This is a genomic window from Amycolatopsis orientalis DSM 40040 = KCTC 9412 (assembly GCF_000478275.1).
Classification (GTDB): Bacteria; Actinomycetota; Actinomycetes; order Mycobacteriales; family Pseudonocardiaceae; genus Amycolatopsis; species Amycolatopsis orientalis.
The window spans coordinates 166,933-191,901 of the sequence record NZ_ASJB01000017.1 but is presented as its reverse complement, the minus strand read 5'-3'; the positions used below and the strand labels follow the sequence as shown (position 1 = coordinate 191,901).

Here is a 24,969-nt window from a genome sequence, read left to right as displayed (position 1 = left end):
TGGCTCTCCCGAGCCTCGCCGGAAGTACGACGCTCGCCGAACAATGGACCCATGCGAGCGATCAGCCAGAACCGCCTCGGCGGCCCCGAAGTCCTCGAACTCGTCGACGTCGAGAAACCCGTCCCCGGCCCGACCCAGATCCTGGTCCGGGTGCACGCCGCCGGCGTCAACCCGGTCGACTGGAAGACCCGCGAGACCGGCGGGATCGGCCCGATGGGCGACCCGCCGTTCATCCTCGGCTGGGACGTTTCCGGCGTGGTCGAGGAGGTCGGCGCGGGCGCGTCCCTGTTCTCCCCCGGCGACGAGGTCTTCGGCATGCCGTCGTTCCCGTTCCAGGCCGGGGCCTACGCCGAGTACGTCGCCGCGCCGAGCCGCCATTTCGCGCGCAAACCGTCCACTTTGGACCACGTGCACGCGGCCGCGGTCCCGCTCGCGGGGCTCACCGTCTGGCAGAGCCTCGTCGACACGGCGGACATCCAGCCGGGACAACGGATCCTGATCCACGCGGCGGCGGGCGGGGTCGGCCACCTCGCGGTCCAGATCGCCAAGGCACGCGGGGCGTACGTGATCGGCACGGCCAGCGCGGCCAAGCACGATTTCCTGCACGGCCTCGGCGCGGACGAACTCATCGACTACCGCACCGCGGATTTCGCCGAGGAGGTCCGTGACGTCGACGTCGTCCTCGACACGATCGGCCTGGAGTACGGGCCGCGGTCGCTCAAGACGCTTCGCCGCGGCGGGAGGCTGATCCAGCTGACCCGCACCAACGACGAGCGGCTGCCCGAACTGGCCGCGGCCGCGGGCGTCACCACCGCGTTCACCCTCGCCGAGCCGGACCGCACCGGCCTGCTGGCACTGACGGACCTCGTCGAAAGCGGACGGCTCAAGCCGACGATCGACACCGTGTTCTCGCTGGAAGAGGCGGCGAAGGCGCAAGAACTCGTGGCCGCGGGCCGGACCACAGGCAAGGTCGTACTCGCCGTCGCGGAGTGACCCGGCGGTAAGGCTTCGTGCGGCGGCGGGTCATGCGTGGCGATTCAGGTTGGCCGGTCTCCGCGTTTAGTCCTCTGATGGCTTCCGGACGTAGGTCGCGTCGGCCCCAGCCACCCCTGCCTTCGCCATTTGGTCCCCGTTGTGACTCACCGTCCTGGGGCGGACATCACGCGGGACATCCCGCATCACGATCAAGCGCTCCCCAGGTACATGAAGGACCCCTTCACTACGTCCAGCGCCAGGGCACCGGCAAAGTCGGCATCGTGCGGGTCAGGCACCTCTTCGTCATGGCGCAGGCCGACGATGAAGGAATTGGGACGTTGAGTGTCCCAATTCCTTCATCGTCGCGGGGGGGTCACCTGGTTGCGCAGCTTGATCAACACAGGATTGGGGACATGCCCCAGAACCCGTCCTCCAGCCAGCGGAACCCAGGTAGACAAGTGGAGTCCGTAGTCCGTATCGTCAAGGCGGACTACAGACTCCGTTTTGTCTGACTGGGAGGATCCATGACCACACCCCGCGACGTCTTCGACGAGCTTTCCGAACTCGTCACCGCCCGACGGTGGGACGAACTGTTCGAGCTCTACGCGGAAGACGCCGTCGTCGAGAATCCCCAGCGCCCGCCCGTGCCGTCCCGGTTCGAAGGTCGCGAGACGCTGCGGAAGATCTTCTCAGGAGGATTCAACGTCCGCATGGAGCGGGCCGATGTCCTGATTCACGGGACAACCGACCCGGAGGTGATCATCGCCGAGTACCGCAACGTCGGCGAGGTGCTCGACACCGGGAAGTCCCTCGACATCGCCAATGTCCAGGTCCTCCGCGTGCGCGACGGACTCATCGCCCACTCGCGGGACTATCACGACTACCTGCGCCTCACCGCGGCGCGCGATGGCCTGGAGGAACTGGAGAAGAGCTTCGAAACCGCGGAACGGGAGCTGACACCGGTCCCGCCGCGGCCTGCCTCGACGGCGGATCCGAAGAGCCCGCGCGGCGTCTTCGAGCGGCTCGTCTACGGTGTCGCGGACGGCGATTGGGCCGGGCTACCGGATCTGTACGCCGAGAAGACCCATGTCACGCACCCGTTCCTGCCCGGGGCGAAGACACTGGAGACGCGGGAAGACCTGCGCGAGCATTTCACGTTCGGCGCGAAGCACGACGTCCGCTTCCAGGTCCGTGATCTGGTGATCCACGAAACCCTCGACCCCGAAGTGGTGATCGGCGAGTTCGACTATCAGGGCACAGCGGGCGGCAGCCCGGAATTCCGCGTTTCCAGCATCTTCGTACTGCGCGTACGCGACGGGCTGATCGTCGAATCCCGTGACTACGCCGACCATATCGCCGTCGCGGCCGCCGGCGGACGCCTGAAGGAACTGTTCGCCCTCGTTTGAGCCGTGGCGCGCTTCAGCCGGGGAGGTTGAATTCGCCGTCCCGGACGCCTTTCACGAAGGCGTCCCATTCGGCGGGCGTGAACACCAGGACGGTGCCGTCCGGATTCGAGGACTGGCGCATCGCGGTGTAGGTGACGCCGTCGGTGTGCGGCACGAAGGCGTACTCGACGCAGTCGTCGAGGTCCGCGCCTTCCGGTTCCGCCCGGATCCACTTCGCGTCGCTCATATCCAGTTCGTGCCGGATATGGGCCTTGTCGTCCACCGGCTGCTCACTCATGGTGCCCACAGTATCGCTTTCCGCTGCGCAAAACGAAGGGGCCCTTCACGATGAAGGGCCCCTTCGCGGTGACGACTAGGCGGTTTCGGTGATCGGCCGGTCCACCCACGACATCAGGTCGCGCAGCTTCTTGCCGGTCTCCTCGATCGGGTGCTGGTTGCCCTGCTCCTCGAGCTTGGTGAAGTTCGGCCGTCCGGCCTCGTCCTCGGCGACCCATTCGCGGGCGAACGTGCCGTCCTGGATCTCACCGAGGATCTTCTTCATCTCCTCCTTGACCGCCGGCGAGATGACGCGCGGGCCGCGGGTCAGGTCGCCGTACTCGGCGGTGTCGGAGATCGAGTAGCGCTGACGCGCGATGCCGCCCTCGTACATGAGGTCGACGATCAGCTTCAGCTCGTGCAGCACCTCGAAGTAGGCGATCTCCGGGGCGTAGCCCGCCTCGGTGAGCACCTCGAAACCGGTCTGCACCAGCGCGGAGGCGCCACCGCAGAGAACGGCCTGCTCGCCGAAGAGGTCGGTCTCGGTCTCTTCGGTGAAGGTCGTCTTGATGACCCCCGCGCGGGCGCCACCGATGGCGGCGGCGTAGGACAGCGCGAGCGCCTGGGCGTTGCCGGAGGCGTCCTGCTCGACCGCGATGAGCGCCGGGACGCCCTTGCCGTCGACGAACTGACGGCGGACCAGGTGGCCCGGGCCCTTCGGGGCGACCATGGCGACGTCGACGTTCGCGGGCGGCTTGATCAGGTCGTAGCGGATGTTGAAGCCGTGGCCGAAGAACAGCGCGTCGCCGTCCTTGAGGTGCGGCTCGATGTCCTTCTCGTAGATGGCGCGCTGCTTGGTGTCCGGCGCGAGGATCATGATCAGGTCGGCTTCGGCGCTGGCCTCGGCCGGGGTGAGCACGCGGAGACCCTGCTCCTCGGCCTTGGCCCGCGACTTCGAGCCCTCGGGCAGGCCGATGCGGACGTCGACGCCGGAGTCGCGCAGGCTCAGCGAGTGCGCGTGACCCTGGCTGCCGTAGCCGATCACGGCGACCTTGCGACCCTGGATGATCGAAAGGTCCGCGTCGTCGTCGTAAAAGATTTCCACTGCCATGAGGGGTACTACTTCCTTTCCTGACTTACTGACTTAAAGATTGGGCTCAGCGAAGCGAAGCTTCTCCGTTGAGGGTGGTGGCGGGGGCATGGATGGATTAACGGGCGGAGGTGGCGGTGATGGACCGGGCGCCCCGGCCGACCGCGACCATTCCGGACTGGACCAGTTCGCGGATGCCATAGGGCTCCAGCATCCGCAGCAGGGCACCGATCTTGTCCGAAGTGCCGGTGGCTTCGACGGTGAGCGCCTCCGGGGACACATCCACCACTTTCGCGCGGAAGAGCTGAACCGTCTCGAGGACCTGGCTGCGCACGGTGTTGTCGGCGCGGACCTTGACGAGCAGCAGTTCACGCTGCACGGCTGTGGACTTTTCCAATTCCACGATCTTGATGACGTTGACCAACTTGTTGAGCTGTTTGGTCACCTGTTCGAGCGGTAGCTCCTCAACGGCGACCACGATCGTCATCCGGGACACCTCGGGATTCTCCGTGGGCCCGACGGCGAGGGATTCGATGTTGAAACCACGCCGGGAGAACAGTCCGGAAACCCGTGCGAGGACACCGGGTTTGTTCTCGACCAGAACGCTCAGGGTGTGCACGCTCATCGGGCGTCTCCTTCAGCTGTGGCCGCGTTCAGCTCCGCTGCGTCGATTTCACCAGCGGCGGCGACCTCGTCGTCGTCGAAGAGCGGGCGGATTCCGCGCACGGCCATGATTTCGTCGTTACCGGTGCCCGCGGCCACCATGGGCCACACCTGGGCATCCTTCCCCACCACGAAATCGATCACGACGGGGCGGTCGTTGATCTCCATGGCGCGCCGGATGGTGGCGTCGACGTCCTCCTTGGTCTCGCAGCGGAGCCCGGCGCAGCCGAGCGCCTCCGCGAGCAGGGTGAAGTCGGGGATGCGGTGCTTGTGGGTACCGAGATCGGTGTTGGAGTACCGCTCCGAGTAGAAGAGGTTCTGCCACTGGCGGACCATGCCCAGGTTGCCGTTGTTGATGACGGCGACCTTGATCGGCGCGCCCTCGATGGCGCAGGTGGCCAGTTCCTGGTTCGTCATCTGGAAGCAGCCGTCGCCGTCGATCGCCCAGACCTGCTTGTCCGGGACACCGAATTTGGCGCCCATCGCGGCCGGGACGGCGAAGCCCATCGTGCCGAGCCCGCCGGAGTTGATCCAGGTGCGCGGGTTCTCGTACTTCACGAACTGCGCGGCCCACATCTGGTGCTGGCCGACGCCCGCGGTGTAGACCGCGTCCGGGCCGACGAGCGAACCGATGCGCTCGATGACGTACTGCGGCGAAAGGGTTCCGTCCTCGGGCCATTCGTAACCGGCCGGGTAGTCGTCACGCCAGGAACCGACCTGGGTCCACCAATCCTTCAGATCCGGCTTCGCGGACTTGTCGGTCTCGGCGCGGACGGCCTCGATCAGCTCGGTGATGATCTCCGCGCAGTCGCCGACGATCGGCACGTCCGCCTTGCGGTTCTTGGAGATCTCCGCCGGGTCGATGTCGGCGTGGACGATGGCGGCGTCCGGCGCGAAGGAGGACAGCTGCCCGGTGACGCGGTCGTCGAAGCGGGCGCCGAGGGCGATCAGCAGATCCGCCCGCTGCATCGCGGCGACGGCGGCGACCGAACCGTGCATCCCCGGCATGCCGAGGTGCTGCGGATGCGAGTCGGGGAACGCGCCGCGCGCCATCAGCGTGGTGACGACCGGGATCCCGGTCAGCTCGGCCAGTTCCATCAGCTGACGCGAGGCGTCGGCCTTGATCACGCCACCGCCGACGTAGAGGACGGGGCGCCGCGACTTGCTGATCAGGCGGGCGGCCTCGCGGACCTGCTTGCCGTGCGGGCGCAGCGTGGGCCGGTAGCCCGGCAGCCGCATCTCCGTCGGCCACGAGAAGGAGGTCATCTCCTGGAGGACATCCTTGGGGATGTCCACCAGGACCGGGCCGGGGCGGCCGGTCGAGGCGAGGTGGAAGGCCTCCGCGATGGTGCGCGGGATGTCGATGGGGTCGGTGACCAGGAAGTTGTGCTTGGTGATCGGCATGGTGATGCCGCAGATGTCGGCTTCCTGGAAGGCGTCCGTGCCGATCAGCGCGCGGGACTGCTGACCGGTGATGGCGACCACCGGGACCGAGTCCATGTTCGCGTCGGCCAGCGGGGTGACCAGGTTGGTGGCGCCGGGGCCCGACGTGGCCATGCACACCCCGACCTTGCCGGTGGCCTGCGCGTAGCCGGTGGCGGCGTGGCCGGCGCCCTGTTCGTGGCGGACCAGGACGTGGCGGACCTTCGTCGAGTCGAGCAACGGGTCGTACGCCGGGAGAATGGTGCCGCCGGGAATACCGAACACGACTTCGGCGCCCACCGCCTCGAGCGAACGGACGAGCGACTGCGCACCGGTGACCCGCACGGGGGTCCCGGCAGGCGGCGCCGGCTTGGGTCGGGCTCCGGGCGTACCGGAGTTCGCTTCAGCTCGCGAGGTGGCACTGGTCATCGCTGTTTGCCTCGTCTTGTCTAGTCACTCGTTCGGGTATTCATTGGCTGGTTCGGCGATTGAAATTGTTCCAGGCAACAAAAAACCCCCGCCGACCGGAGTGGTCGCACGAGGGTCGCGCGTCGACGCAGCGGAGACTTCCCTAAGCGTCGACGCGCTTGGGAAGTACGAGGCCGGTCTGCGTTGTCACGAGAATGAAGCTAGTCGGTCGCCGTCAAGAGTGTCAACTCTGCGGGACGGCGATTCCGCATACTGGACACCATCGGTGCGTCGCGCGACCCGCGTTCGGGGCCTCCGAGGCGGCGGTGCACCATCTTTGACGTGGCAGAAGAAAAGCAGCGGGAACAGGCGAACGAGGACCGCAAGGCCGTCTTCAAGATCCCGAACACGGCGTTGCTGGCGATCGCTTTCCTCGTGGTCTGTGTGACGCCTGTCGCGTTCGGCGACGTGCCGTACCTCCAATGGCTCTACCTCTTCCCGATCGCGCTGGCGGTGTTCGTGATCCGGACCCGCACGACAGCGACGGCGAAGGGACTGGAAGTCCGCACGATGTTCGGGCGGCGGGACTTGCCCTGGACGTCCCTCAAGGGCCTCGCCATCACCGACAAGGCGAAGGTGCAGGCGGTGCTGAAGGACGAGACCAAGGTCGCCCTCCCCGCCGTGCGCACTCGCCATCTTCCGGTGATCTCGCTGGTCAGCGCGGGCCGGATGGCCGATCCTTCCGGGCTGACGGACGACGTCGCCGAGGCCGGGGAGAAGGCTCCGGAAAAGAGCGAGGGTTCCGGGGAGTAGGATTGGTAGGACCAGTTTGGCGCCGGTTCGCCCGGCAGCGCCTGGTCCCCTCTCACAACCTTGGAGTCAGCCGTGCCTCAACTCCGTTCCCGGACCACCACCCACGGCCGCAACGCGGCGGGCGCGCGCTCGCTCTGGCGCGCCACCGGGATGACCGACAGCGACTTCGGCAAGCCGATCGTCGCCATCGCGAACTCGTACACCCAGTTCGTGCCGGGGCACGTGCACCTCAAGGATCTCGGCGAGATCGTGGCGGGCGCGGTGAAGGAGGCGGGCGGTGTCGCCCGCGAGTTCCACACGATCGCCGTCGACGACGGGATCGCCATGGGGCACAGCGGAATGCTCTACTCGCTGCCCTCGCGCGAGATCATCGCGGACTCCGTCGAGTACATGGTGAACGCGCACCAGGCCGACGCGCTGGTCTGCATCTCCAACTGCGACAAGATCACCCCCGGCATGCTGAACGCGGCCATGCGGCTGAACATCCCGGTGGTGTTCGTCTCCGGCGGGCCGATGGAGGCGGGCAAGGCCGTGGTCGTCGGCGGGGTGGCGCAGGCGCCCACCGACCTGATCACCGCGATCGCCGCGTCGGCCAGCAGCGAGGTCGACGAGGACGGTCTGTCCATTGTGGAGCGTTCGGCCTGCCCGACCTGCGGTTCGTGTTCGGGGATGTTCACCGCGAACTCGATGAACTGCCTGACCGAGGCGCTCGGCCTCTCCCTGCCGGGCAACGGTTCCACCCTCGCCACGCACGCCGCCCGCCGGGCGCTGTTCGAGGACGCGGGACGCACGGTCGTCGAACTCTGCAAGCGCTGGTACGAACAGGACGACGAATCCGCGCTCCCGCGCTCGATCGCGTCGAAGAAGGCGTTCGAGAACGCGATGGCCCTCGACATGGCGATGGGCGGTTCGACCAACACGGTGCTGCACATCCTCGCCGCCGCGCAGGAGGGCGAGGTCGACTTCACCATCGACGACATCGACGCCATCGGCCGCCGGGTGCCGTGCCTGTCGAAGGTCGCGCCGAACTCGGACTACCACATGGAGGACGTCCACCGCGCCGGCGGCATCCCGGCCATCCTGGGCGAGCTGTACCGCGGCGGGCTGCTGAACACCGACGTCCACTCCGTGCACTCGCCGGACCTCGAGTCCTGGCTGTCCACTTGGGACATCCGCGCGAAGGAACCGTCGGCACGGGCGATCGAGCTGTTCCACGCGGCCCCCGGCGGGGTCCGGACCACGGAGGCGTTCTCCACCGAGAACCGATGGTCCTCTTTGGACACCGACGCCGCGGGCGGCTGCATCCACGACGTCGAGCACGCCTACACCAAGGACGGCGGGCTCGCGATCCTGCGCGGGAACCTCGCCGAGAACGGCGCGGTCATCAAATCCGCGGGCATCGACGAGGAACTCTGGCACTTCGAGGGCCCGGCGCGGGTGCTGGAAAGCCAGGAAGAGGCGGTTTCGGCCATCCTCAAGAAGGAGATCCAGCCCGGTGAGGTGCTGGTGATCCGCTACGAAGGCCCGGCGGGCGGCCCCGGGATGCAGGAGATGCTGCACCCGACCGCGTTCCTCAAGGGCTCGGGCCTCGGCAAGAAATGCGCGCTGATCACCGACGGCCGGTTCTCCGGCGGTTCGTCGGGCATCTCGGTCGGGCACATCTCCCCCGAGGCCGCCGCGGGCGGGGCGATCGGCCTGGTCCAGAACGGCGACCGGATCCTGCTCGACGTCCACGAGCGCCGTCTCGAACTGCTCGTCGACGCGGACGTCCTCGCCGAGCGGCGCGCGAAGATGGAGGCGAGCGAGCGGCCTTGGCAGCCGGTCTCCCGGAACCGGCCGATCACCGCCGCGCTGCGGGCCTACGCGCGGATGGCGACTTCCGCCGACACCGGCGCCGTGCGCGACCCGAACAAGTAAGCCGGTACTCGGTACATCCGGCTGCTATGAAAGGTCCTTTCCTTGCAAATTTTGCAAGGAAAGGACCTTTCATAGCACGCGCGGTGGGCCGAACGAGCGCATTTAGTCCTCTGGACGCGGCTCGTTCGGAACCCTCAGCGGCAGAGGACGATCACCACGACCGAAGCCGCGGCCGTCAGCAGGAGCCCGATCAGCCCGAACGAAAGCGGCCGCTTCCGCCACGGGGTGTTGACGTCCAGCGAGATCCGCCCCGCGCCCGCGAGCAGGACGGTCAGCGAAGCCGCGGCCAGCAGGAGTTCGAACTCGAAGCCCTGCCCTTCCTTCTGGAAGAACCCGCCGCCGAACTTCACGTACACGATGTTCGCGCACACCCCGAGCAGCGCGGCGGCACCGACCGGGGTGAACAGGCCCACCAGGACGAGCGCGCCGCCGAGCACCTCGCTGATCCCGGTGATCCACGAAAGCAGCGTGGTCTGGCTGGTGTATCCGAAGTTGCCGAGCACCCTGGCGAAGCCGCCGACCCCGGGCCCGCCGAAGGCGCCGAAGAGGTGCTGGAGCCCGTGCGCGCCCATGGTCACGCCGAGCACGACCCGCAGGACGAGCAGACCGAGATCGATCCCGCCCCTGGTCTCCACCGGGTTCGGGCCCCCGTCGGGGTCGGCCACGTCCGAGATCATGCTGGTCTGGTAGTCATCGCTCACGCGCGAAGGGTAGGGGAAACAGGCCCGTCAGGCGACCGAGACGCGGCGCGATCCGGCGTGACGACTCAGAACAGGGTCGCCGGTCCGACCGGTTCGGGCTCGGGCAGCGGGTCGAGGCCGGGGACCAGGGCCCGCACGTCGTCGTGGAACCGGCGGGCGAGCGCCGGGGCGTCGTCGTTGTCGGGGGTGTGCACGAAGATCGTCGGCGACCGGCCCTCGCGCAGCCATCCGGCGGCCACCTCGGTCCACGGCCGCCACCCTTCGACGGTCTCCTCGACCGAGTCCCGGCCCAGGTAGCGGACGATCGGCCGGTCGGTCAGCCCCCGCGTCCGGCGCGGCAGCCGGGGTTTCTTGGCCCAGGCGTCCTGTTCGGCCTCGCTGACCGGCGGGCTCCGGAAGAAGACCGTGGTGTCGAACGGCACCCACTCGGTGCTCACGGCGGTAAGGGTCCGCTCGAGCATCGAAGTCGACTGGGCGTCGCTGTAAAAGGCGGGATGGCGCACCTCCACGGCACGCCGGACGCCCGCGGGGAGACGGCGTAAGAAACGGCCGAGCGTGTCCACGTCCGACGGGCCGAACGAGCCGGGCAACTGGGTCCACAGGACCGCCCGATCGCCGAGCGGTTCGACTGCGTCCAGGAACGCCCGCATCTCGGTCTCGACACCGGCGAGCCGCCGCTCGTGCGTGACGATCTTGGGCAGCTTGACCACGAACCGGAAGCCGGGGCCGGTCTGCCGCGCCCACGTCGCGACGGTGTCCCGGGCCGGGGTCGCGTAGAAGGTGGTGTTGCCCTCGACCGCGTTGCACCAGCCGGCGTAAGCCCGCAGCCGCTCCGCGGCGGGCAGCGATCGCGGCAGGAACCGCCCGGCCCACGCCTTGTGCGTCCACATCGCGCAGCCGACATGAAGATCCGCCACGCCCGTCACCCCCTGTTCAGTACTCGCCGTGGACCAGGTTCTTCGGTAGCTCTCCACTCAGATAGTGGCTCAGTTCCCGGGCCACCACCGCGTAGGCGCGCTGCCGCACCCCGCTCACCGCGCCGCCGACATGCGGCGTCAGCAGCAGTCCCGGCACCTCCCAGAGCGGATGGTCCTCGGGCAGCGGCTCGGGCTCGGTGACGTCGAGCGCGGCGCGAAGGCGGCCGGAAGCCAGTTCCGCGACGAGCGCGTCGGTCTCCACGACCGGCCCCCTGGACACGTTGACCAGGATCGCCCCGTCCGGCATCGCGGCCAGGAACTCCGCGTCGACCAGGCCGCGGGTGTGCTGGGTGAGCGGCACCATCAGGGCCGTGACGTCGTGCTCGGGCAGCAGGCCGGGAAGTTCGGCGACGCCGTGCACACCCTCGCGGGCGGTCGCGCCGACCATCGTGCAACGCACGTCGAACGTCTCCAGCCGACGGCGCAGATGCCTGCCGAGATCGCCTGCCCCGACGATGAGCGCCCGCTTACCCTGCAGGGTGTCGGTGGTCCGGCGTTCCCACCGGCGCTGTCGCTGGCCGTCGGAGAAATCGTGGAGACCGCGGTAGATCGCCAGGAGGACGGCGACGACCCACTCGGCCGAACTTCCGCCGTGCGCACCGCGGCAGGTCGACAGCAGGACACCGTCCGGCATCTTGCCGATCCAGTCCTCGGCACCGGCCACCAGCAACTGCACGAGTTTGACGTTGGGCAGGGCCTGCCAGAGTTCCTCGCTGGGCCGGTCACCGGTCACGAGGACCTCGGCCTCGGCGGCTTCGGCGGGCGCGGGCTCTCCCCGGCGGTACACCACCGGACGCACGCCCTCGATCTCCGAAAGCGCGGCCACACCCTCTTCGTCGGGCACCAGGACGGTAACGGTCATGATCACCACGGTATCCAGTGCCTCCGAGTACCTGTTGGTGAACCCGCGTCCGCGATCGCGTCGCAGCACCGCCGACTGGCTCTTACCCGTGGCTCACGCGTGCCCACCTAGGCTGGGCCCGTGCGTACCCGGTACCGGCGGAAATGGACTTCGCCGCTGGCTCTGCTGGCCTGCGGCGCGCTTCTGCTTTCCGGCTGCGCCAAATTCGACAATACGGCAGCCGGGCAGAACTTCACCCCGGTGAACCCGCCGTCCCCCGAGGTCCCGCCGCAGGTCGGCCCCGGTGGCGAGGCGGGCGATTCCGGCCCAGGCCGCGGCAGCGGCGGCTCCAACCAGCCCCCGACACCGGTCCCGCCGCCGCAGGGCTGCAAGGACTTCGACAAGTCGGTCATCGCGACCTGCCTGGACACCGTCGCCGCCGTCGCCGGGATTCCCGGTGACGGCAGCGCGCCCAGCGCCCTCGCCGGCGAGCGCAAGAGCGGCCGGATCCTGCTCGCGGCCGCGGAGAAGGAACCGGCGGCCTGGGCGACGATCCCCGTGGACGGCTCCGGCGACGGCGGGCTCACCTCGCTCGCGGTGTCCCCTGGTTTCGCGGAGGACCAGCTCGTCTTCGCCTACATCACCACCCCGACCGACAACCGGGTCGTCCGGCTGGCGAAGGGACAGGCGCCGAAACCGGTGCTGACCGGCATTCCCAAGGGCGCCACCGGCAACCGCGGCGCGATCGGCACCGACGGCAAGGGCGCGCTCCTGGTCGCCACCGGTGACGCGGGCAACCCCGGGCTGGCGGCCGATCCCGCGTCGCTCGCCGGGAAGGTCCTGCGCATCGACACCTCCGGCAAACCGGCGCCGGGCAACCCGACGGCGGGTTCGGCGGTCTTCTCGACCGGTGTGCACTCCCCCGGCGGATTGTGCCGCGACCAGGCAGGTTCCCGCCTTTGGCTGACCGACAGCCTGGCGGACAAGGACGTCGTCTACCGCCTGACTGCCGGCCAGCCGCTCACCACCCCGGCGTGGAGCTGGACCGACAAGCCCGGTGTGGCGGGCTGCGCGGACTTCGTCGGCGCCGTCGGCTATCTGTACGTGACGACGTCGATCGCGGGGAACCTGCAGAACCTGCCGGTCACCCCGGACGGCGCGGTGACCGGCAAACCCGGCCTCACGCTGGACGGCAAGACCGGGAAGCCGCCGAAGACCTTCGGCCGCCTGGCCGGTATGAGCATGATCAGCCCGCAGCTCGCGGTGGCCGGAACCGTCAACAAGAACGGCGGCGCACCGGTGTCGAGTGACGACCGCGTGGTCCTCATCTCGCCGACCATCGGCGGCAACGGCGGCGGCAAGGACTGAGTGGCCCTCCCCCGCGCATCCAGAGGACTGAATGCGGAAGGGTGGTCAGGTGGTCGGCCGCGGGAACTCCGGCGGGGTGAACCGCACGAACGCCGGTGCCATCGGCTTCTCGTCGAAGTTCTCGCTGAACAGCTCCGGGACCAGCCGGTACTCGGGGCCGAGCCCGTTCGCCGCGGCGTTGAGCGGACGCGGGCCGGTGGACGCCCAACGCCCACTGTCCACACGGGACACCAGGGTGCGCAGCAGGACGATCTCCTCGGCGGCGTTGAACGAGCAGTGTCCGCCCCGCTCGACGTAGGTCCGGCGCAGCCGCTCCGGATCACCGTTCCGGCGGACCTGGTCGGCGTACCAGCGGGTCTGGTCCGAAACGGCGCCGCCGTCACCGGTGGTGTGCACGGTCAGCACGGGTGACGGCGTGGTGCCCGCGGCCACGGCGTGGCGCCGCAGATAGGCCTCCGCCGCCGGATCCGCGGAGATCCTCGGCGCCGCGGCGAGCCGGTCGAGGTCGGCCGCCAGCTCCACGCCACCGGCCTGCCGATAGGCGTGCCGGACCAGGTCACGCCGGGCGGAGCCGTCGAGCATGCGGCGGTAGTCGATCCCGGTGTTCCACGACGGGTTCCCGCCGGCCCGGCGCTCGATTTCGGCACGTGCCACGGGGCCGTATCCGTTCACGTAGGCCGCGGTGACCCACATCGCCTGCTGGGCGAGCCGGTCCGACGGCGCGGACGGCTCCGGCTGATGCGCGAAGACCCAGCCCGGGATGTTGCCGAGTGCCCCGGCCAGCGCGATCCGGGCGCGCCCCGAGTCGGTCTTCTGTGCTTCCGCCACGATCGCCGACAGCGCGGCCTGGGCGGCTTCGGGATCGCGCGGCCTGACCAGGTCGATGTCCGCGTCCGGCGCCAGGAGGGTCTTGAGGGCGAAGAGCATGTCCAGCGCGCTGTTCCAGGTGCCGTTCGCGTCGTATTCGCCGCACTGCGTCAGCACGCCGTCGAAACGGCCGGGGTTGTCCTCGGCCAGCTTCAGCGAGATCACCGCGCCCATGGACATCCCGCTGGTGATGGTCCGCCGCGGCTTCCCCACGTTGGCCTGGAACCAGTCCAGCAACGCGACCTGGTCGGTCAGCGCCTCCTCGATCACGTACCCGAACACGCCCTTGTAGTTCGACGCGGCGAGCGCGTAACCCTGATCGAGCAGCCAAGCCTCGGTCTCCGGCCGGGTGGCCAGCTGGATCCGCTCCGGCGGCCATTCCTTCACATAGAGCCCGTGGCTGTACAGCACCAGCGTGCCGTTCCACCGTTTCGGCACTTTGACCAGGTATCTCGCGCCGTCGATCGTTCCTTCGTGTGTTCGCCACGGCTCCTTCGCGGCGGCCGGGGCCGCGGTCAGCACGCTGCCGAGAAGGAGCGTGACGAGGACGGTGACGAGAGTCTTCAGCGTGCGGTTCATGAGCTCATGATATGTGACCAAAAGGTCACATATCAAGGTGCGACGAACCCTTCCGCATCCAGAGGACTGAATGCGGAAGGTTGGTCAGCGGCGGGTGCGGGTTTCGGCGCGCAAGAGCCGGACGTCGAAGAAGGCGACGACGGCCGAAACGACGGCGGCGAGCAGGCCGAGGTAGCGGCCGAGGCCGGTCCCGATCTCGATACCCGCCGCGGAGAGGATGCCCCGCTGGTCGGCGTCGAACTGCCAGTCGAGGGTGACCCAGCCGAGCACCATCAGCAGGAGCGCGCCGATGGCCGCCATCAGCCAGAGATGCGGCAGACCCGCCCGGCGGACCGCGTCGACACGGCCGAACAGCACGACGGCGAGACCGGACAGGAACAGCAGGAAGAGCGGCGCCCAGGCGAGAAATCCCGCGTGCCACGCGTCTCGCGTGACATCGTTGGCGGGCAACGACGTCAGCGCGTCCTCGATCTCCGGGCGTGACGCGGTCAGCGTCGTCCACGGCAGGAACAGGGCCACCAGCGCGAGCAGCCCGGCCGCGAGGCCGAGCCACTCACGCCAGGTGACCTTCTTGAGTGCGAGCTCAGGCACCGACTCGCTCGACGATCAGCTCGCGGACACGCTTCGCGTCGGCCTGACCCTTGGTGGCCTTCATGACCGCGCCGACGATCGCCCCGGCCGCGGCCACCTTGCCACCGCGGATCTTCTCGGCGACGTCCGGCTGCGCGGCCAGCGCCTCGTCGACGGCCGCGATGAGCGCGGAGTCATCGGAAACGACCTTCAGACCGCGCTTCTCGACGACCTCGGACGGCGAACCCTCGCCGGCGAGGACGCCCTGCACGACCTCCTTGGCCAGCTTGTTGGTCAGCTCGCCCGATTTCACCAGCCCGATGACCTCGGCCAGCTGCGCCGGGGTGATCGCCAGCTCGGCCAGTTCGACCTCGCGGGAGTTGGCCTCCTGCGCCAGCGTGTTCACCCACCAGCTGCGGGCCTCGTCCGGCGTCGCGCCCGCCTCGACGGTCGCGGCGACCAGATCGACCGCGCCGACGTTGAGCAGGTCGCGCAGCGCCTCGTCGGTCAGGTTCCACTCACGCTGGATGCGCTTGCGGCGCTCCGACGGCATCTCCGGCAGGGTCTTGCGCAGTTCCTCGACCCATTCGCGCGACGGCGCGATCGGCACCAGGTCGGGCTCCGGGAAGTACCGGTAGTCCTCGGCGGTCTCCTTGGTGCGGCCGGGCGACGTGGTGCCGTCGGCCTCCTGGAAGTGCCGCGTCTCCTGCTTGATCGAGCCGCCCTCGGCGAGGATCGCCGCCTGGCGCGTCATCTCGTACCGCACGGCGCGCTCGACGCTGCGCAGCGAGTTGACGTTCTTGGTCTCGGTGCGCGTGCCGAACTCGGTCGCGTCCTTGGCCATCAGCGACACGTTCGCGTCGCAGCGCAGGGAACCCTGGTCCATGCGGACGTCGGAGACGTCCAGCGCGCTCAGCAGATCCCGCAGCGCGCTCACGTACGCCCTGGCGACCTCGGGGGCGCGGCCGCCGGTGTGCTCGATCGTCTTGGTGACGATCTCGATCAGCGGCACGCCGGCGCGGTTGTAGTCGAGCAGCGAGTGCTCGGCGCCGTGGATCCGCCCGGTGGCGCCGCCGACGTGCAGCGACTTGCCGGTGTCCTCCTCCATGTGCGCGCGCTCGATCTCCACGCGCACGACCTCGCCGTCGTCCAGCGTCACGTCGAGGTAGCCGTTGAAGGCGATCGGCTCGTCGTACTGGGAGGTCTGGAAGTTCTTCGGCATGTCCGGATAGAAGTAGTTCTTCCGGGCGAACCGGCACCACTCGGCGATCTCGCAGTTGAGCGCGAGGCCGATGCGGATGGCGCCCTCGACGGCCTTGCCGTTCACGACCGGCAGCGAACCGGGCATGCCGAGGCAGGTCGGGCACACCTTGGTGTTGGGCTCGCCGCCGAACTCGTTGGCACAGCCGCAGAACATCTTGGTGTTCGTGTTCAGCTCGACGTGCACCTCGAGGCCCAGCACCGGGTCGAACCGCTCGATGACGTCGGCGTAGTCCATCAACTCAACCACGGCGGTCACTTCTTTCCTCCTACTGTCGCGCTGGAAGTCATTCTATGAATCCGATCCGCCGTAGCGCCGTCTCGGTGTCGGTTTGCCAAGCTTGAAAAGACGGCACCGCTCGAAGCCTGTCGAGTTCGATCCGCCTGGCGATCGTGTCGAGATAGTCGTGCACAGACCTGCTCCGGCGCTTTCGCCTCGTGCCGGATCGCAGGGCCTCGGCCAGCGTGCGTTTGGGATTCGTGAGTTTCTCCACCTTCGACAGCAGGTCCACTTCGAAAACGCCGGTCGTCGTGACGTCGACCCCGGCGAGCTCGTTGACCAGCGTGACGTCGGCCAGCGCCCAGCTTTCCATCTCCCGAACCGGTACCAGCGGCACAAAGCAAGGAGCAGCGTCCATGCCGCTCGCGGCCTTGCCCCATGCGTCCATCATCGGAGCCCAGCTTTTCGCGGCTTCTCGATCCGGATTGGCCGATCCGTCGTAATGGAAGAAGACCAGGTTCAACCGGGGTGTTTGATCCAGGACCTGCTGAGCGAACATCCGCCAGGTATCGGCTTGGCGTTCGAAGACCAAGGGGCGGTCGACGTCGAAACCTTTGCCTGGCCGCTCCCGGCCGATCTCCTCGAGGGCGCGGGCGAGCAACTGGCTGAAGAATGTGTCGTCGGTCGCTCCCTCAACGGCGACGACGGTGCGCAACTGCCGCATCAGCCCTCCAGCAGCCGGCGGGCTTCGTCTTTGGTGATCGCCAGCAGTTCCCACTGCTCGAACCGGGACACGGGCTCCAGCCCGGAACCCGCCTGATCCGCGAGCACACGAACCCGCGAAACACGGCTGGAGGGTCCACCTGGCGAGACACGCGACACCCAATCCATGACCACAATGTCCGCCGGTTCGAGGACCGCCAGCATCAGGGGCGAATGACTGGTCAAGATCACCTGTGTCAGCGGCTCACCCGGCTCAGGTTCGGCGGTCAGCGCCTTGAGCACATGCATGAGTTTCCGCAAACGCTGCGGAAAAATGCCGTTTTCCGGTTCCTCGAAGCAGAGCAACCCATGGTGCTCCGGGTCGTACAAGGCGGCGAGCAGGGCCAGCACTCGGAGCGTCCCGTCCGAGGCGACCCGGGCGCTGACCTTGCCTTCGTCGCCAGTGGTCAGCTCGATCTCCCACTGACCGGCCGCCTTGTTCTCCTTGACCTCGACCCCGCTGAATCCCTGGATCACCTGAACCAGATCGACCGCGATCTCATCGAGCCCACTGCCGAAGTCGTCACGGGTAGCTCGCTCAATTCGGCGAAGCACCGCTGCGAGGTTTGCCCCACTTGGCGCGAGCTGCTCGTCGGACAGGCCGATCCTGCTCGGCATCCGCAGCGCGACTGGGTCGAGCTGCAGAAAGCGCCAGGACTCGAACTCCCTGCGGATGGCGAACAAGTAGGGAAAGTCCACCACGGAGGTAATGGTGGACAAGACGGTGGACAAGGCCAAGTCGGCACGGATGAACCTGGCTTTTTCCCCTTGCCGGTGCAGGACGAAGGTACGTTCCGCGTCACCGAGGACCGTCTCCAGCAGCGGTGAAGTCAAGTCGTCATAGTTCGCACCGGCGGAATCGGGCGTCCTGTCCTGATCACGTCCGATCGGGTACGCCGCCTCGTGAACCACCATCGGGGAGACGTACTCATCATCTTGCATCAGCACGATCTGCAGCTCATAACGAACCCGGGTGTGGCGGATGTCCGCATGTTCACCGAAGGAATCGACGACGGACGGCTCGAGCGTCAGCTCGACCGCCAAGGTCATCGCTCCGAGAAACGTGCCGTCGCCACGCCGTCGGAACTGCTCCAGCAGATCTCCACGCTGGTCGTTGAAGGCTTCCTTCACTCGCGGTGCTGTCGCGAGGCGGCTCAGCAGCTGGATCGCATCGAACAGGTTGGACTTACCGCTGGCGTTCTGGCCGAGCACAACGAGGAACGGCGGCAAGTCCAACCCGAAGTGATCGAACGACTTGAAGCCGTCGATCTCGATGCGTGTCAGCAAGTCACGCCTTTCCCAGCTCCGGAACCTCGTGCACCAGCGAGCCACCGTTGGCGGCGTCGCGCGCGACCTCGTAGGCGGCGCCGACGCGGTACAGCCTGTCGTCGGCCATCGCCGGGGCCATGATCTGCAGGCCGACCGGCAGGCCGTCCTCATGCGACAGTCCACTCGGGACGCTCATGGCGGCGTTGCCCGCGAGGTTCGACGGGATGGTGCACAGATCCGCCAGGTACATCGCCATCGGGTCGTCGACCCGCTCGCCGATCTTGAACGCCGTTGTCGGCGTGGTCGGCGAGACCAGCACGTCCACCTTTTCGTACGCGGCCTCGAAGTCGCGCGTGATGAGCGTGCGGACCTTCTGCGCCGAGCCGTAGTAGGCGTCGTAGTACCCGGAGGACAGCGCGTACGTGCCGAGCATGATGCGGCGCTTGACCTCGGGGCCGAAACCCTTCTCCCGCGTCAGCGACATGACCTCTTCGGCGCTGTGCGCGCCGTCGTCGGAGACGCGCAGGCCGTAGCGCATGGCGTCGAACCGGGCGAGGTTCGACGAGCACTCGCTCGGCGCGATCAGGTAGTACGCGGGCAGCGCGTAGGTGAAGTTCGGGCACGAGACCTCGACGACCTCGGCACCGAGCGCACGCAGCTGCTCGACGGCGGCCTCGAAGGACCGCAGCACGCCGGCCTGGTAGCCGTCGCCGGCGAATTCCTTCACCACGCCGACGCGGACGCCCTTGAGGTCACCGGTCAGGCCCTGGCGGGCCGCGGCGACCACCGGCGGGACCGGCGCGTCGATCGAGGTCGAGTCCATCGGGTCGTGACCGGCGATGACCTCGTGCAGCAGGGCGGCGTCGAGCACCGTCCGCGCGCACGGGCCCGCCTGGTCCAGCGACGACGAGAAGGCGACGAGGCCGTAGCGGGAGACAGCGCCGTACGTCGGCTTCACGCCGACGGTGCCGGTGACGGCGCCGGGCTGGCGGATCGAGCCGCCGGTGTCGGTGCCGATCGCGATCGCGGCCTCGAACGCCGCGATGGACGCGGAGGAGCCACCGCCGGAACCGCCCGGGATGCGGGCGTGGTCCCACGGGTTGTGCGTCGGTCCGAACGCGGAGTTCTCCGTGGAGGAGCCCATCGCGAACTCGTCCATGTTGGTCTTGCCGAGCACCACGACCCCGGCCTCGCGCAGCTTGCGCGTCACGGTGGCGTCGTACGGCGGGATCCAGTTCTCCAGCGTCTTGGAACCGACGGTGGTGGGGATGCCCTTGGTGGTCAGCACGTCCTTGAGCGCCAGCGGCACCCCGGCGAGCGGCGACTTCGGCGCGTTGCCCTCGGCGACGTCGGCGTCCACCGCGCGGGCCGCGGCGAGCGCGCCCTCGGTGTCCACGTGCAGGAACGCGTTGATGTGCTCGTCGACCTCGGCGATCCGGTCCAGATGCGCCTGGGCGACCTCGACCGCCGAGACCTCACGGGCCTGGATCTTGTCCGCCAGCTCGGCGGCGGTCAGCTTGATGAGTTCGGTCACTGCTCTTCTCCCAGAATCCGCGGCACCCGGAAACGACCCTCTTCGGCGGCCGGCGCACCGGCCAGCGCCTGCTGCTGGGTCAGCCCCGGTCGGACGACGTCCTCACGGAAGACGTTGGTCAGCGGCACGGCGTGCGACGTGGGCGGGACGTCCTCGCCTGCGACCTCGCTCACCTTGGCCACCGAGTCCAGGATCTGGTCGAGCTGGCCTGCGAAGACGTCCAGCTCCTCTTCGGTGACGGCAAGCCTGGCCAGCTTGGCGAGGTGCGCGACCTCGTCGCGGGAAATGTTGGGCACGCGGGTGACTCCCGGGGTGTGCTGTGCGGGTTCTGTCGGAAGCTGCAAGTCTATGGTGGCGGCGTCGGCGGACTCGACTGGGTTATGCCCGCGGCCTGCACTCCGGCTCGGGCGGGCGCTTCGGGTAAGGAGTGGCTGGTTCGTTATCCCGTGTCACGGACGTCGGGTCCCACGACGTCGTCCGGTCTGTCACAATCGGCGCCCGGCGTAGCGCGTTCCACGGCGAGGCTGGAACGCCTGAGGCGAGAGGGGCGCGTGTGTCGTTCCTGATCCGGGTCCAATTACCGGACACCCCGGGGACCCTCGGCGCGGTCGCCACCGCGCTCGGCACCGTCGGCGCCGACATCCTGAGCGTGGACGTGGTCGAACGCGGCGGTGGAATCGCCGTCGACGACCTCGTCGTCGAAATCCCCTCCGGCAGGCTGCCGGACGCGCTGATCACCGCCGCCGAAAGCGTCGACGGCGTGGAGGTCGACGCCGTCCGCCCGTACGCCGGGGTGCTGGACACCCATCGCGAACTCGAACTGGTCGAGGAGATCGCCGCGAAGCCCGCTTCGGGCCTGGAGATCCTCGCCGAAGGTGTGCCGCGGATCATCCGGGCGGGCTGGGCCGTCGTCGTCGAACACGCCGAATCCGGCGCTGTCCGGCTGGCGTCGTCCAACGCCGCGCCCGAGACGCCGATCACCGATCTGCCGTGGCTTCCGCTGGAACGCGCCACCATCCTCGACGCGGAGGAGGCGTGGATCCCGGAGACGTGGAAGGAACTGGGGACCGAACTCGCGGCCACCCCGCTGGGGAAGCCGGGGAAGGCGCTCTTGGTCGCTCGGCCGGGTGGGCCGAACTTCCGCGCCGCCGAGGTGGCGCGGTTGGCGCACTTCGCGGGGATCGTCGCCGTCGTGCTGGACAGCTGACCCTCGCGTTTCGTCCTCTGAATGCGGTAGTTCGCGCTGCCAACTACCTGAACCCCTCACACACGCGCCATGAAAGGTCCTTTCCTTGCAAATTTTGCAAGGAAAGGACCTTTCATGGCGCGTCGGGCAGAGCGGCTCACGAGTCGAAGATCGCCTCGGCGTTCGCTCCCGCGAGCAGTTCCATCACGATGGGCTCAGAGGTGACGATCATCTTCGGCTGCGCGGCAAGCTCGACGACCAGATCCCGCGCGCGCGTCGCCCCACTTGCGAAGGAATCGATCCACACCGAGCTGTCGATCAGGCAGCGTTTGTTCACGAGGCATCGCGTACCTCGTCCAGATCCGCTTCGCGGCCGATCCCTTCCAGCGCCAGGATGTCGGCGGTGGTGATCACCGGCGCCGCTCTCCGCAACGCGAAATCCACCGCGTCCTTCTTGGTCTTGAACCCATAGCGCTGCATCACGGCGGCGACCAACTCGTCGTCGATATCGATGTTGGTCCGGCTCATACGCCGAGTTCCAGGCCGAAGGCGACCAACGTGACGCCGGGATGCGGCTCCCAGTCCCGTTCGGGCAGCCGCGTGAAACCGAGCCGCTCGTAAAGCCGGTGCGCCCGCTCCATCGTGACCATGCTGCACAGCACCACCCGGTCCACGCCCAGCTCCCGCGCCCGCTCGATGACCGCCCTGGTCAGCGCCTCGCCGATACCGCGCCCGGTGGCCGACGGCAGCACGCCGAGCATGCGGAACTCCAGTTCGCCTTCGCGGGACAGCTCGGCGAACGCTGTCCCCGGCCGCGCGATGGTGACCGTGCCGACCAGGGTGCCGTCGCCGTCCACCGCGACGAGCAGTTCGGCCAGCTCGGCGCGCCGGGCGGCGTCGAGGAGTTCGGCCGCGTAGCCGACGCCCTCGACGAGTACCCGGTCCGCGGAGTACGCGGCCAGGGTGAGTTCCCCGACCGCCTTCAGTTCGCCGACGCGCGCGGGCCGGATCTCCAGGTCACTCACCGCTGTCCTCCTCGTCGGTCGGCAGCGCCAGTTCGGCGGCGGCCTCGGGGCCGCTCTCCAGCAGCACCCGGAAGCCGTTCTCATCGAGCACCGGCACCTTCAGCTGGACGGCCTTGTCGTACTTCGTCCCCGGCGCGTCGCCGACGACGACGAACGCCGTCTTCTTCGACACCGAACCGGCCGCCTTGCCGCCGCGGACCATGATGAACTCCTTGGCCTCGTCACGGGAGTAGTCGTTCAGCGAACCGGTGACGACGATCGACAGGCCTTCGAGGTTGCGCGGGATGGACTCGTCGCGCTCCTCCTCCATCCGCACGCCCGCCGCGCGCCACTTCTCGACGATCTCGCGGTGCCAGTCGACGGCGAACCACTCCACCGCGGCGCGCGCGATGGTCGGGCCGACGCCGTCGACGCTGGAGAGTTCCTCCTCCGAGGAGTTCTCGATCCGTTCCAGCGAGCCGAATTCGCGGGCGAGCGCCTGCGCCGCCGTCGGGCCGACGTGCCGGATCGACAGGCCGACGATGACCTTCCACAGTGGACGGTCCTTCACCGTCTCCAGGTTGTCCAGCAGTTTGCGCCCGTTGGCCGACAACTCGCCCGCCTTGGTGCGGAACAGGTCCACCTGGAGCAGCTTTTCCTCGTCCAGATCGAAGATGTCGCCTTCGTCGTGCACGACACCGGCGTCCAGCAGCGCGACGGCGGCCTCGTAGCCGAGTACCTCGATGTCGAACGCGCCCCGGCCGGCCAGGTGGAACAGCCGCTCCCGCAACTGCGCGGGACAGGACCGTGAATTCGGGCAACGGATGTCGATGTCGCCCTCCTTCTGGTACGCCAGTTCGGTGTCGCAGTTGGGGCAGCGCAACGGCATGATGAACTCACGCTCTTCGCCGGTGCGCGCGTCGGCCACCGGGCCGAGCACCTCGGGGATGACGTCGCCCGCCTTGCGGATCACGACCTTGTCCCCGATCAGCACGCCCTTGCGCTTGACCTCTTCCTGGTTGTGCAACGTCGCCATCGACACCGTCGACCCGGCCACCTTCACCGGCTCCATCACCGCGAACGGGGTGACCCGCCCGGTGCGGCCGACGTTGACCTGGATGTCCAGCAGGGTGGTGATCGCCTCTTCCGGCGGATACTTGTAGGCGATCGCCCAGCGCGGCGCGCGCGAGGTCGTCCCGAGACGGCGCTGCAGGGCGACCTCGTCGACCTTGATGACGACACCGTCGATCTCGTGCTCGGCGTCGTGGCGATGCTCGCCCCAGTATTCGATGTGCTCCAGCAGCTCCTTTCCCGAGCCGAGCACCTTGCTGTGCGGCGAGACGGGCAGCCCCCACGCGGCGAGCGCGTCGTAGGCCTCGGACTGGCGCTTCGGCTCGAACCCGTCGCGTTTGCCGAGCCCGTGGCAGATCAGCCGCAGATTCCGGGACTTCGTGATCTTCGGATCCTTCTGCCGCAACGATCCGGCGGCGGTGTTGCGCGGATTCGCGTACGGGTCCTTGCCCGCCTCGACCATCTTCGCGTTGAGCGCCAGGAAGTCCTCGACCCGGAAGTACACCTCGCCGCGGACCTCGACCAGCGCGGGCACCGGGAACTCGTCGGTGCCCGTCAGCCGCTCGGGCACCTGCTCCAGGGTGCGGACGTTGAGCGTGACGTCCTCGCCGGTGCGGCCGTCGCCCCGGGTCAGCGCGCGGGTCAGGCGGCCGTTCTCGTACAGCAGGTTGATGGCGAGCCCGTCGATCTTCAGCTCGGCGAGGTACTTCGTCGCGCCGATCTCCTTCTGGACCCGCTCGACCCAGGTCTCGAACTCCCCGGTGTCGAAGACGTTGTCCAGGCTGAGCATGCGCTCGAGATGGTCGTGCGCGACGAACTCGGTGGAGAACGTGCCGCCGACGTTCTGCGTGGGCGACTCCGGCGTCACCAGTCCCGGATGCTCGTCCTCGATGGCCTGGAGTTCGTTGAGCAGGGCGTCGAACTGGCCGTCGGACACGATCGGTGAATCCAGCACGTAGTACCGGAACTGATGCCCGCGGATCTCCTCCGCCAGCTCGGCGTGCCGTTCGCGGACCTCCGCCGGAACGTCGGTGACGTCCTGCGCGACATCGGCCGTTTCGAGGTCTGAGTGGGTAAGTTCGCTGCTCACGGTACTGAGCCTAGTCGTCGGCACCGACATTTCCGGACGTCCCGCCGCCGAGTCGGCCGACCACTTCGCGCAGTTCCAGCAACGTCAGCTGCCCCTCCTGTGCCTCGGTCACCAGCTCGACCCGGCCCAGCCGTTCGGCCGCGACGCGCTCACCCAGCGTGGCGTCCAGCGGCAGGAAGGTCATGGTCGTCCGGGTCTCCGGCCGGAGCTCCCCGATCAGCGGATGGAACACCGTGACGTCCACCCGTCCGGCTGAATCGTCCACCTTCGCGGTCACCCGGACGTCGGCGAGCGCGATCCGGGTCTCGCCGAGATTGACGGTGACCTCACTCGGATCGGGGACCGGCGGCACCGAGTCGTGGTACTCCCAGATCGCGTCCTCCGGCGGCGCGGCGGCCTTCCACGCGTCGGTGTACGGGCGCAGTTCCGGATCCTCCTGACCGGTGAGCACCAGCGAGTAGATCGCGCGATGCCCCCGATCGAGGGAAAAGTGCAGCCGCGGGTGCAGCGCCTCGACGATCGTGCAGAGGTCGTGTTCCACCCGGTGCGGCTCGCGGTCGCCGAGTGCGGCGCTGACCTCCGGCAGGAGTTCGGACCACGCCTCCCAGAACCTCACCGCCGCGGCGGCCGCGTCCTCGGGGATCGGCTGCTCCGGCCAGGCGGTGCGGGGGTCGGGAACGTCCTCGGACTTGCGGGAGCGGCGGAACAAACGCATGGAGGG

At 68.4% G+C, this 24,969-nt stretch carries 25 protein-coding genes; 6 read left to right on the top strand and 19 right to left on the bottom strand.

All coding sequences use genetic code 11. From position 1 onward, the window contains the following. Positions 1-51 precede the first annotated feature (51 nt). Both L324_RS05865 and L324_RS05860 read left to right on the top strand, forming a co-directional pair. A complete protein-coding gene (locus tag L324_RS05865) occupies positions 52-993 on the top strand; it encodes an NADP-dependent oxidoreductase (protein ID WP_037304790.1) in 942 nt (313 codons plus the stop codon). A gap of 506 nt (positions 994-1,499) precedes the next feature. Next, positions 1,500-2,381 (top strand): nuclear transport factor 2 family protein, encoded by an 882-nt coding sequence (locus L324_RS05860; RefSeq protein ID WP_037304788.1) that lies wholly within the window; start codon positions 1,500-1,502, stop codon positions 2,379-2,381. Between the two features lie 13 nt (positions 2,382-2,394). Here the strand turns inward: L324_RS05860 and L324_RS05855 are convergent, their stop codons facing one another. The 4 genes from L324_RS05855 to L324_RS05840 form a co-directional block, all read right to left on the bottom strand. Next, positions 2,395-2,658 carry a DUF397 domain-containing protein gene (locus L324_RS05855; protein WP_037304889.1) on the bottom strand — a complete coding sequence of 88 codons (264 nt, stop codon included), beginning with the start codon at positions 2,656-2,658 and terminating at the stop codon, positions 2,395-2,397. A gap of 75 nt (positions 2,659-2,733) precedes the next feature. Next, entirely contained in the window at positions 2,734-3,747 is a 1,014-nt protein-coding gene (gene ilvC / locus L324_RS05850; protein WP_037304787.1) for a ketol-acid reductoisomerase, read from the bottom strand. 97 nt (positions 3,748-3,844) lie between these two features. Next, positions 3,845-4,351, bottom strand: coding sequence for an acetolactate synthase small subunit (gene ilvN, locus L324_RS05845; protein ID WP_034315713.1), 507 nt, complete (start codon positions 4,349-4,351; stop codon positions 3,845-3,847). Further along, a complete protein-coding gene (locus L324_RS05840) occupies positions 4,348-6,240 on the bottom strand; it encodes an acetolactate synthase large subunit (RefSeq protein ID WP_037304785.1) in 1,893 nt (630 codons plus the stop codon). The genes ilvN and L324_RS05840 overlap by 4 nt, the downstream gene beginning before the upstream one ends. Before the next feature lie 321 nt (positions 6,241-6,561). On the opposite strand from L324_RS05840, the gene L324_RS05835 reads away from it, so the two are divergent. Next, positions 6,562-7,032 (top strand): PH domain-containing protein, encoded by a 471-nt coding sequence (locus L324_RS05835; RefSeq protein WP_037304784.1) that lies wholly within the window; start codon positions 6,562-6,564, stop codon positions 7,030-7,032. Positions 7,033-7,104: 72 nt separating this feature from the next. Further along, the gene (ilvD, locus tag L324_RS05830) at positions 7,105-8,949 is read left to right on the top strand and encodes a dihydroxy-acid dehydratase (protein WP_037304783.1); all 1,845 of its coding nucleotides are present in this window, start codon (positions 7,105-7,107) and stop codon (positions 8,947-8,949) included. A gap of 134 nt (positions 8,950-9,083) precedes the next feature. Here ilvD and L324_RS05825 read toward each other — a convergent pair whose 3' ends face one another. The 3 genes from L324_RS05825 to L324_RS05815 all read right to left on the bottom strand — a co-directional run bounded on the left by L324_RS05825 (position 9,084) and on the right by L324_RS05815 (position 11,489). Then, the gene (locus L324_RS05825; RefSeq protein WP_037304888.1) at positions 9,084-9,626 is read right to left on the bottom strand and encodes a DoxX family protein; all 543 of its coding nucleotides are present in this window, start codon (positions 9,624-9,626) and stop codon (positions 9,084-9,086) included. An 89-nt stretch (positions 9,627-9,715) separates the two neighbouring features. After that, the gene (locus tag L324_RS05820; RefSeq protein WP_499698302.1) at positions 9,716-10,567 is read right to left on the bottom strand and encodes a DUF72 domain-containing protein; all 852 of its coding nucleotides are present in this window, start codon (positions 10,565-10,567) and stop codon (positions 9,716-9,718) included. Positions 10,568-10,583: 16 nt separating this feature from the next. Next, a complete protein-coding gene (locus L324_RS05815) occupies positions 10,584-11,489 on the bottom strand; it encodes a 2-hydroxyacid dehydrogenase (RefSeq protein ID WP_037304885.1) in 906 nt (301 codons plus the stop codon). Between the two features lie 120 nt (positions 11,490-11,609). Here L324_RS05815 and L324_RS05810 point away from each other — a divergent pair, with 120 nt between their 5' ends. Continuing rightward, positions 11,610-12,836 carry a PQQ-dependent sugar dehydrogenase gene (locus L324_RS05810; protein ID WP_037304782.1) on the top strand — a complete coding sequence of 409 codons (1,227 nt, stop codon included), beginning with the start codon at positions 11,610-11,612 and terminating at the stop codon, positions 12,834-12,836. A gap of 45 nt (positions 12,837-12,881) precedes the next feature. On the opposite strand, the gene L324_RS05805 is transcribed toward L324_RS05810, so the two are convergent. From L324_RS05805 to gatC, 7 genes are all read right to left on the bottom strand, one after another. Then, entirely contained in the window at positions 12,882-14,282 is a 1,401-nt protein-coding gene (locus L324_RS05805) for a DUF6351 family protein (protein WP_051173653.1), read from the bottom strand. 84 nt (positions 14,283-14,366) lie between these two features. Then, on the bottom strand, positions 14,367-14,873 hold the full coding sequence (locus tag L324_RS05800; protein ID WP_037304781.1) for a hypothetical protein: 507 nt from the start codon (positions 14,871-14,873) through the stop codon (positions 14,367-14,369). Further along, positions 14,866-16,371 (bottom strand): Asp-tRNA(Asn)/Glu-tRNA(Gln) amidotransferase subunit GatB, encoded by a 1,506-nt coding sequence (gatB, locus tag L324_RS05795; protein ID WP_037304780.1) that lies wholly within the window; start codon positions 16,369-16,371, stop codon positions 14,866-14,868. Before gatB ends, L324_RS05800 begins: the two co-directional genes overlap by 8 nt. Before the next feature lie 28 nt (positions 16,372-16,399). After that, positions 16,400-17,056, bottom strand: a complete 657-nt coding sequence (locus tag L324_RS05790) for a DUF4276 family protein (RefSeq protein WP_037304778.1) — start codon at positions 17,054-17,056, stop codon at positions 16,400-16,402. After that, positions 17,056-18,381 carry an AAA family ATPase gene (locus tag L324_RS05785; protein WP_037304777.1) on the bottom strand — a complete coding sequence of 442 codons (1,326 nt, stop codon included), beginning with the start codon at positions 18,379-18,381 and terminating at the stop codon, positions 17,056-17,058. The genes L324_RS05790 and L324_RS05785 overlap by 1 nt, the downstream gene beginning before the upstream one ends. A gap of 1 nt (position 18,382) precedes the next feature. Beyond that, positions 18,383-19,897 (bottom strand): Asp-tRNA(Asn)/Glu-tRNA(Gln) amidotransferase subunit GatA, encoded by a 1,515-nt coding sequence (gene gatA, locus L324_RS05780; RefSeq protein ID WP_037304776.1) that lies wholly within the window; start codon positions 19,895-19,897, stop codon positions 18,383-18,385. Continuing rightward, on the bottom strand, positions 19,894-20,193 hold the full coding sequence (gene gatC / locus L324_RS05775) for an Asp-tRNA(Asn)/Glu-tRNA(Gln) amidotransferase subunit GatC (protein WP_037304775.1): 300 nt from the start codon (positions 20,191-20,193) through the stop codon (positions 19,894-19,896). Before gatC ends, gatA begins: the two co-directional genes overlap by 4 nt. A 257-nt stretch (positions 20,194-20,450) precedes the next feature. On the opposite strand from gatC, the gene L324_RS05770 reads away from it, so the two are divergent. Further along, complete coding sequence (locus tag L324_RS05770) at positions 20,451-21,104, top strand: ACT domain-containing protein (RefSeq protein ID WP_037304773.1); 654 nt, start codon at positions 20,451-20,453, stop codon at positions 21,102-21,104. A gap of 136 nt (positions 21,105-21,240) precedes the next feature. On the opposite strand, the gene L324_RS05765 is transcribed toward L324_RS05770, so the two are convergent. The 5 genes from L324_RS05765 to L324_RS05745 are packed head-to-tail and all read right to left on the bottom strand — an operon-like array spanning position 21,241 to position 24,963. Further along, complete coding sequence (locus tag L324_RS05765; protein WP_037304771.1) at positions 21,241-21,420, bottom strand: PIN domain-containing protein; 180 nt, start codon at positions 21,418-21,420, stop codon at positions 21,241-21,243. Next, positions 21,417-21,611 carry a type II toxin-antitoxin system VapB family antitoxin gene (locus L324_RS05760; RefSeq protein ID WP_037304770.1) on the bottom strand — a complete coding sequence of 65 codons (195 nt, stop codon included), beginning with the start codon at positions 21,609-21,611 and terminating at the stop codon, positions 21,417-21,419. The genes L324_RS05765 and L324_RS05760 overlap by 4 nt, the downstream gene beginning before the upstream one ends. Next, complete coding sequence (locus L324_RS05755; RefSeq protein WP_037304769.1) at positions 21,608-22,108, bottom strand: GNAT family N-acetyltransferase; 501 nt, start codon at positions 22,106-22,108, stop codon at positions 21,608-21,610. The genes L324_RS05760 and L324_RS05755 overlap by 4 nt, the downstream gene beginning before the upstream one ends. Continuing rightward, positions 22,101-24,278: an NAD-dependent DNA ligase LigA gene (gene ligA, locus L324_RS05750; protein WP_438938439.1), complete on the bottom strand. Its 2,178-nt coding sequence runs from the start codon at positions 24,276-24,278 to the stop codon at positions 22,101-22,103. Before ligA ends, L324_RS05755 begins: the two co-directional genes overlap by 8 nt. After that, positions 24,259-24,963 (bottom strand): hypothetical protein, encoded by a 705-nt coding sequence (locus tag L324_RS05745; RefSeq protein WP_037304767.1) that lies wholly within the window; start codon positions 24,961-24,963, stop codon positions 24,259-24,261. Before L324_RS05745 ends, ligA begins: the two co-directional genes overlap by 20 nt. Positions 24,964-24,969: the final 6 nt, after the last annotated feature.

Excerpts from the sequence above, each read along its gene's own strand:
- L324_RS05865 (WP_037304790.1), top strand. The coding sequence starts at position 52 with ATGCGAGCGATCAGCCAGAACCGCCTCGGCGGCCCCGAAGTCCTCGAA.
- L324_RS05860 (WP_037304788.1), top strand. The coding sequence starts at position 1,500 with ATGACCACACCCCGCGACGTCTTCGACGAGCTTTCCGAACTCGTCACC.
- L324_RS05855 (WP_037304889.1), bottom strand. The coding sequence starts at position 2,658 with ATGAGTGAGCAGCCGGTGGACGACAAGGCCCATATCCGGCACGAACTG.
- ilvC (WP_037304787.1), bottom strand. The coding sequence starts at position 3,747 with ATGGCAGTGGAAATCTTTTACGACGACGACGCGGACCTTTCGATCATC.
- ilvN (WP_034315713.1), bottom strand. The coding sequence starts at position 4,351 with ATGAGCGTGCACACCCTGAGCGTTCTGGTCGAGAACAAACCCGGTGTC.
- L324_RS05840 (WP_037304785.1), bottom strand. The coding sequence starts at position 6,240 with ATGACCAGTGCCACCTCGCGAGCTGAAGCGAACTCCGGTACGCCCGGA.
- L324_RS05825 (WP_037304888.1), bottom strand. The coding sequence starts at position 9,626 with ATGATCTCGGACGTGGCCGACCCCGACGGGGGCCCGAACCCGGTGGAG.
- L324_RS05815 (WP_037304885.1), bottom strand. The coding sequence starts at position 11,489 with ATGACCGTTACCGTCCTGGTGCCCGACGAAGAGGGTGTGGCCGCGCTT.
- L324_RS05805 (WP_051173653.1), bottom strand. The coding sequence starts at position 14,282 with ATGAACCGCACGCTGAAGACTCTCGTCACCGTCCTCGTCACGCTCCTT.
- L324_RS05790 (WP_037304778.1), bottom strand. The coding sequence starts at position 17,056 with ATGCGGCAGTTGCGCACCGTCGTCGCCGTTGAGGGAGCGACCGACGAC.
- L324_RS05760 (WP_037304770.1), bottom strand. The coding sequence starts at position 21,611 with ATGAGCCGGACCAACATCGATATCGACGACGAGTTGGTCGCCGCCGTG.
- ligA (WP_438938439.1), bottom strand. The coding sequence starts at position 24,278 with ATGTCGGTGCCGACGACTAGGCTCAGTACCGTGAGCAGCGAACTTACC.
- L324_RS05745 (WP_037304767.1), bottom strand. The coding sequence starts at position 24,963 with ATGCGTTTGTTCCGCCGCTCCCGCAAGTCCGAGGACGTTCCCGACCCC.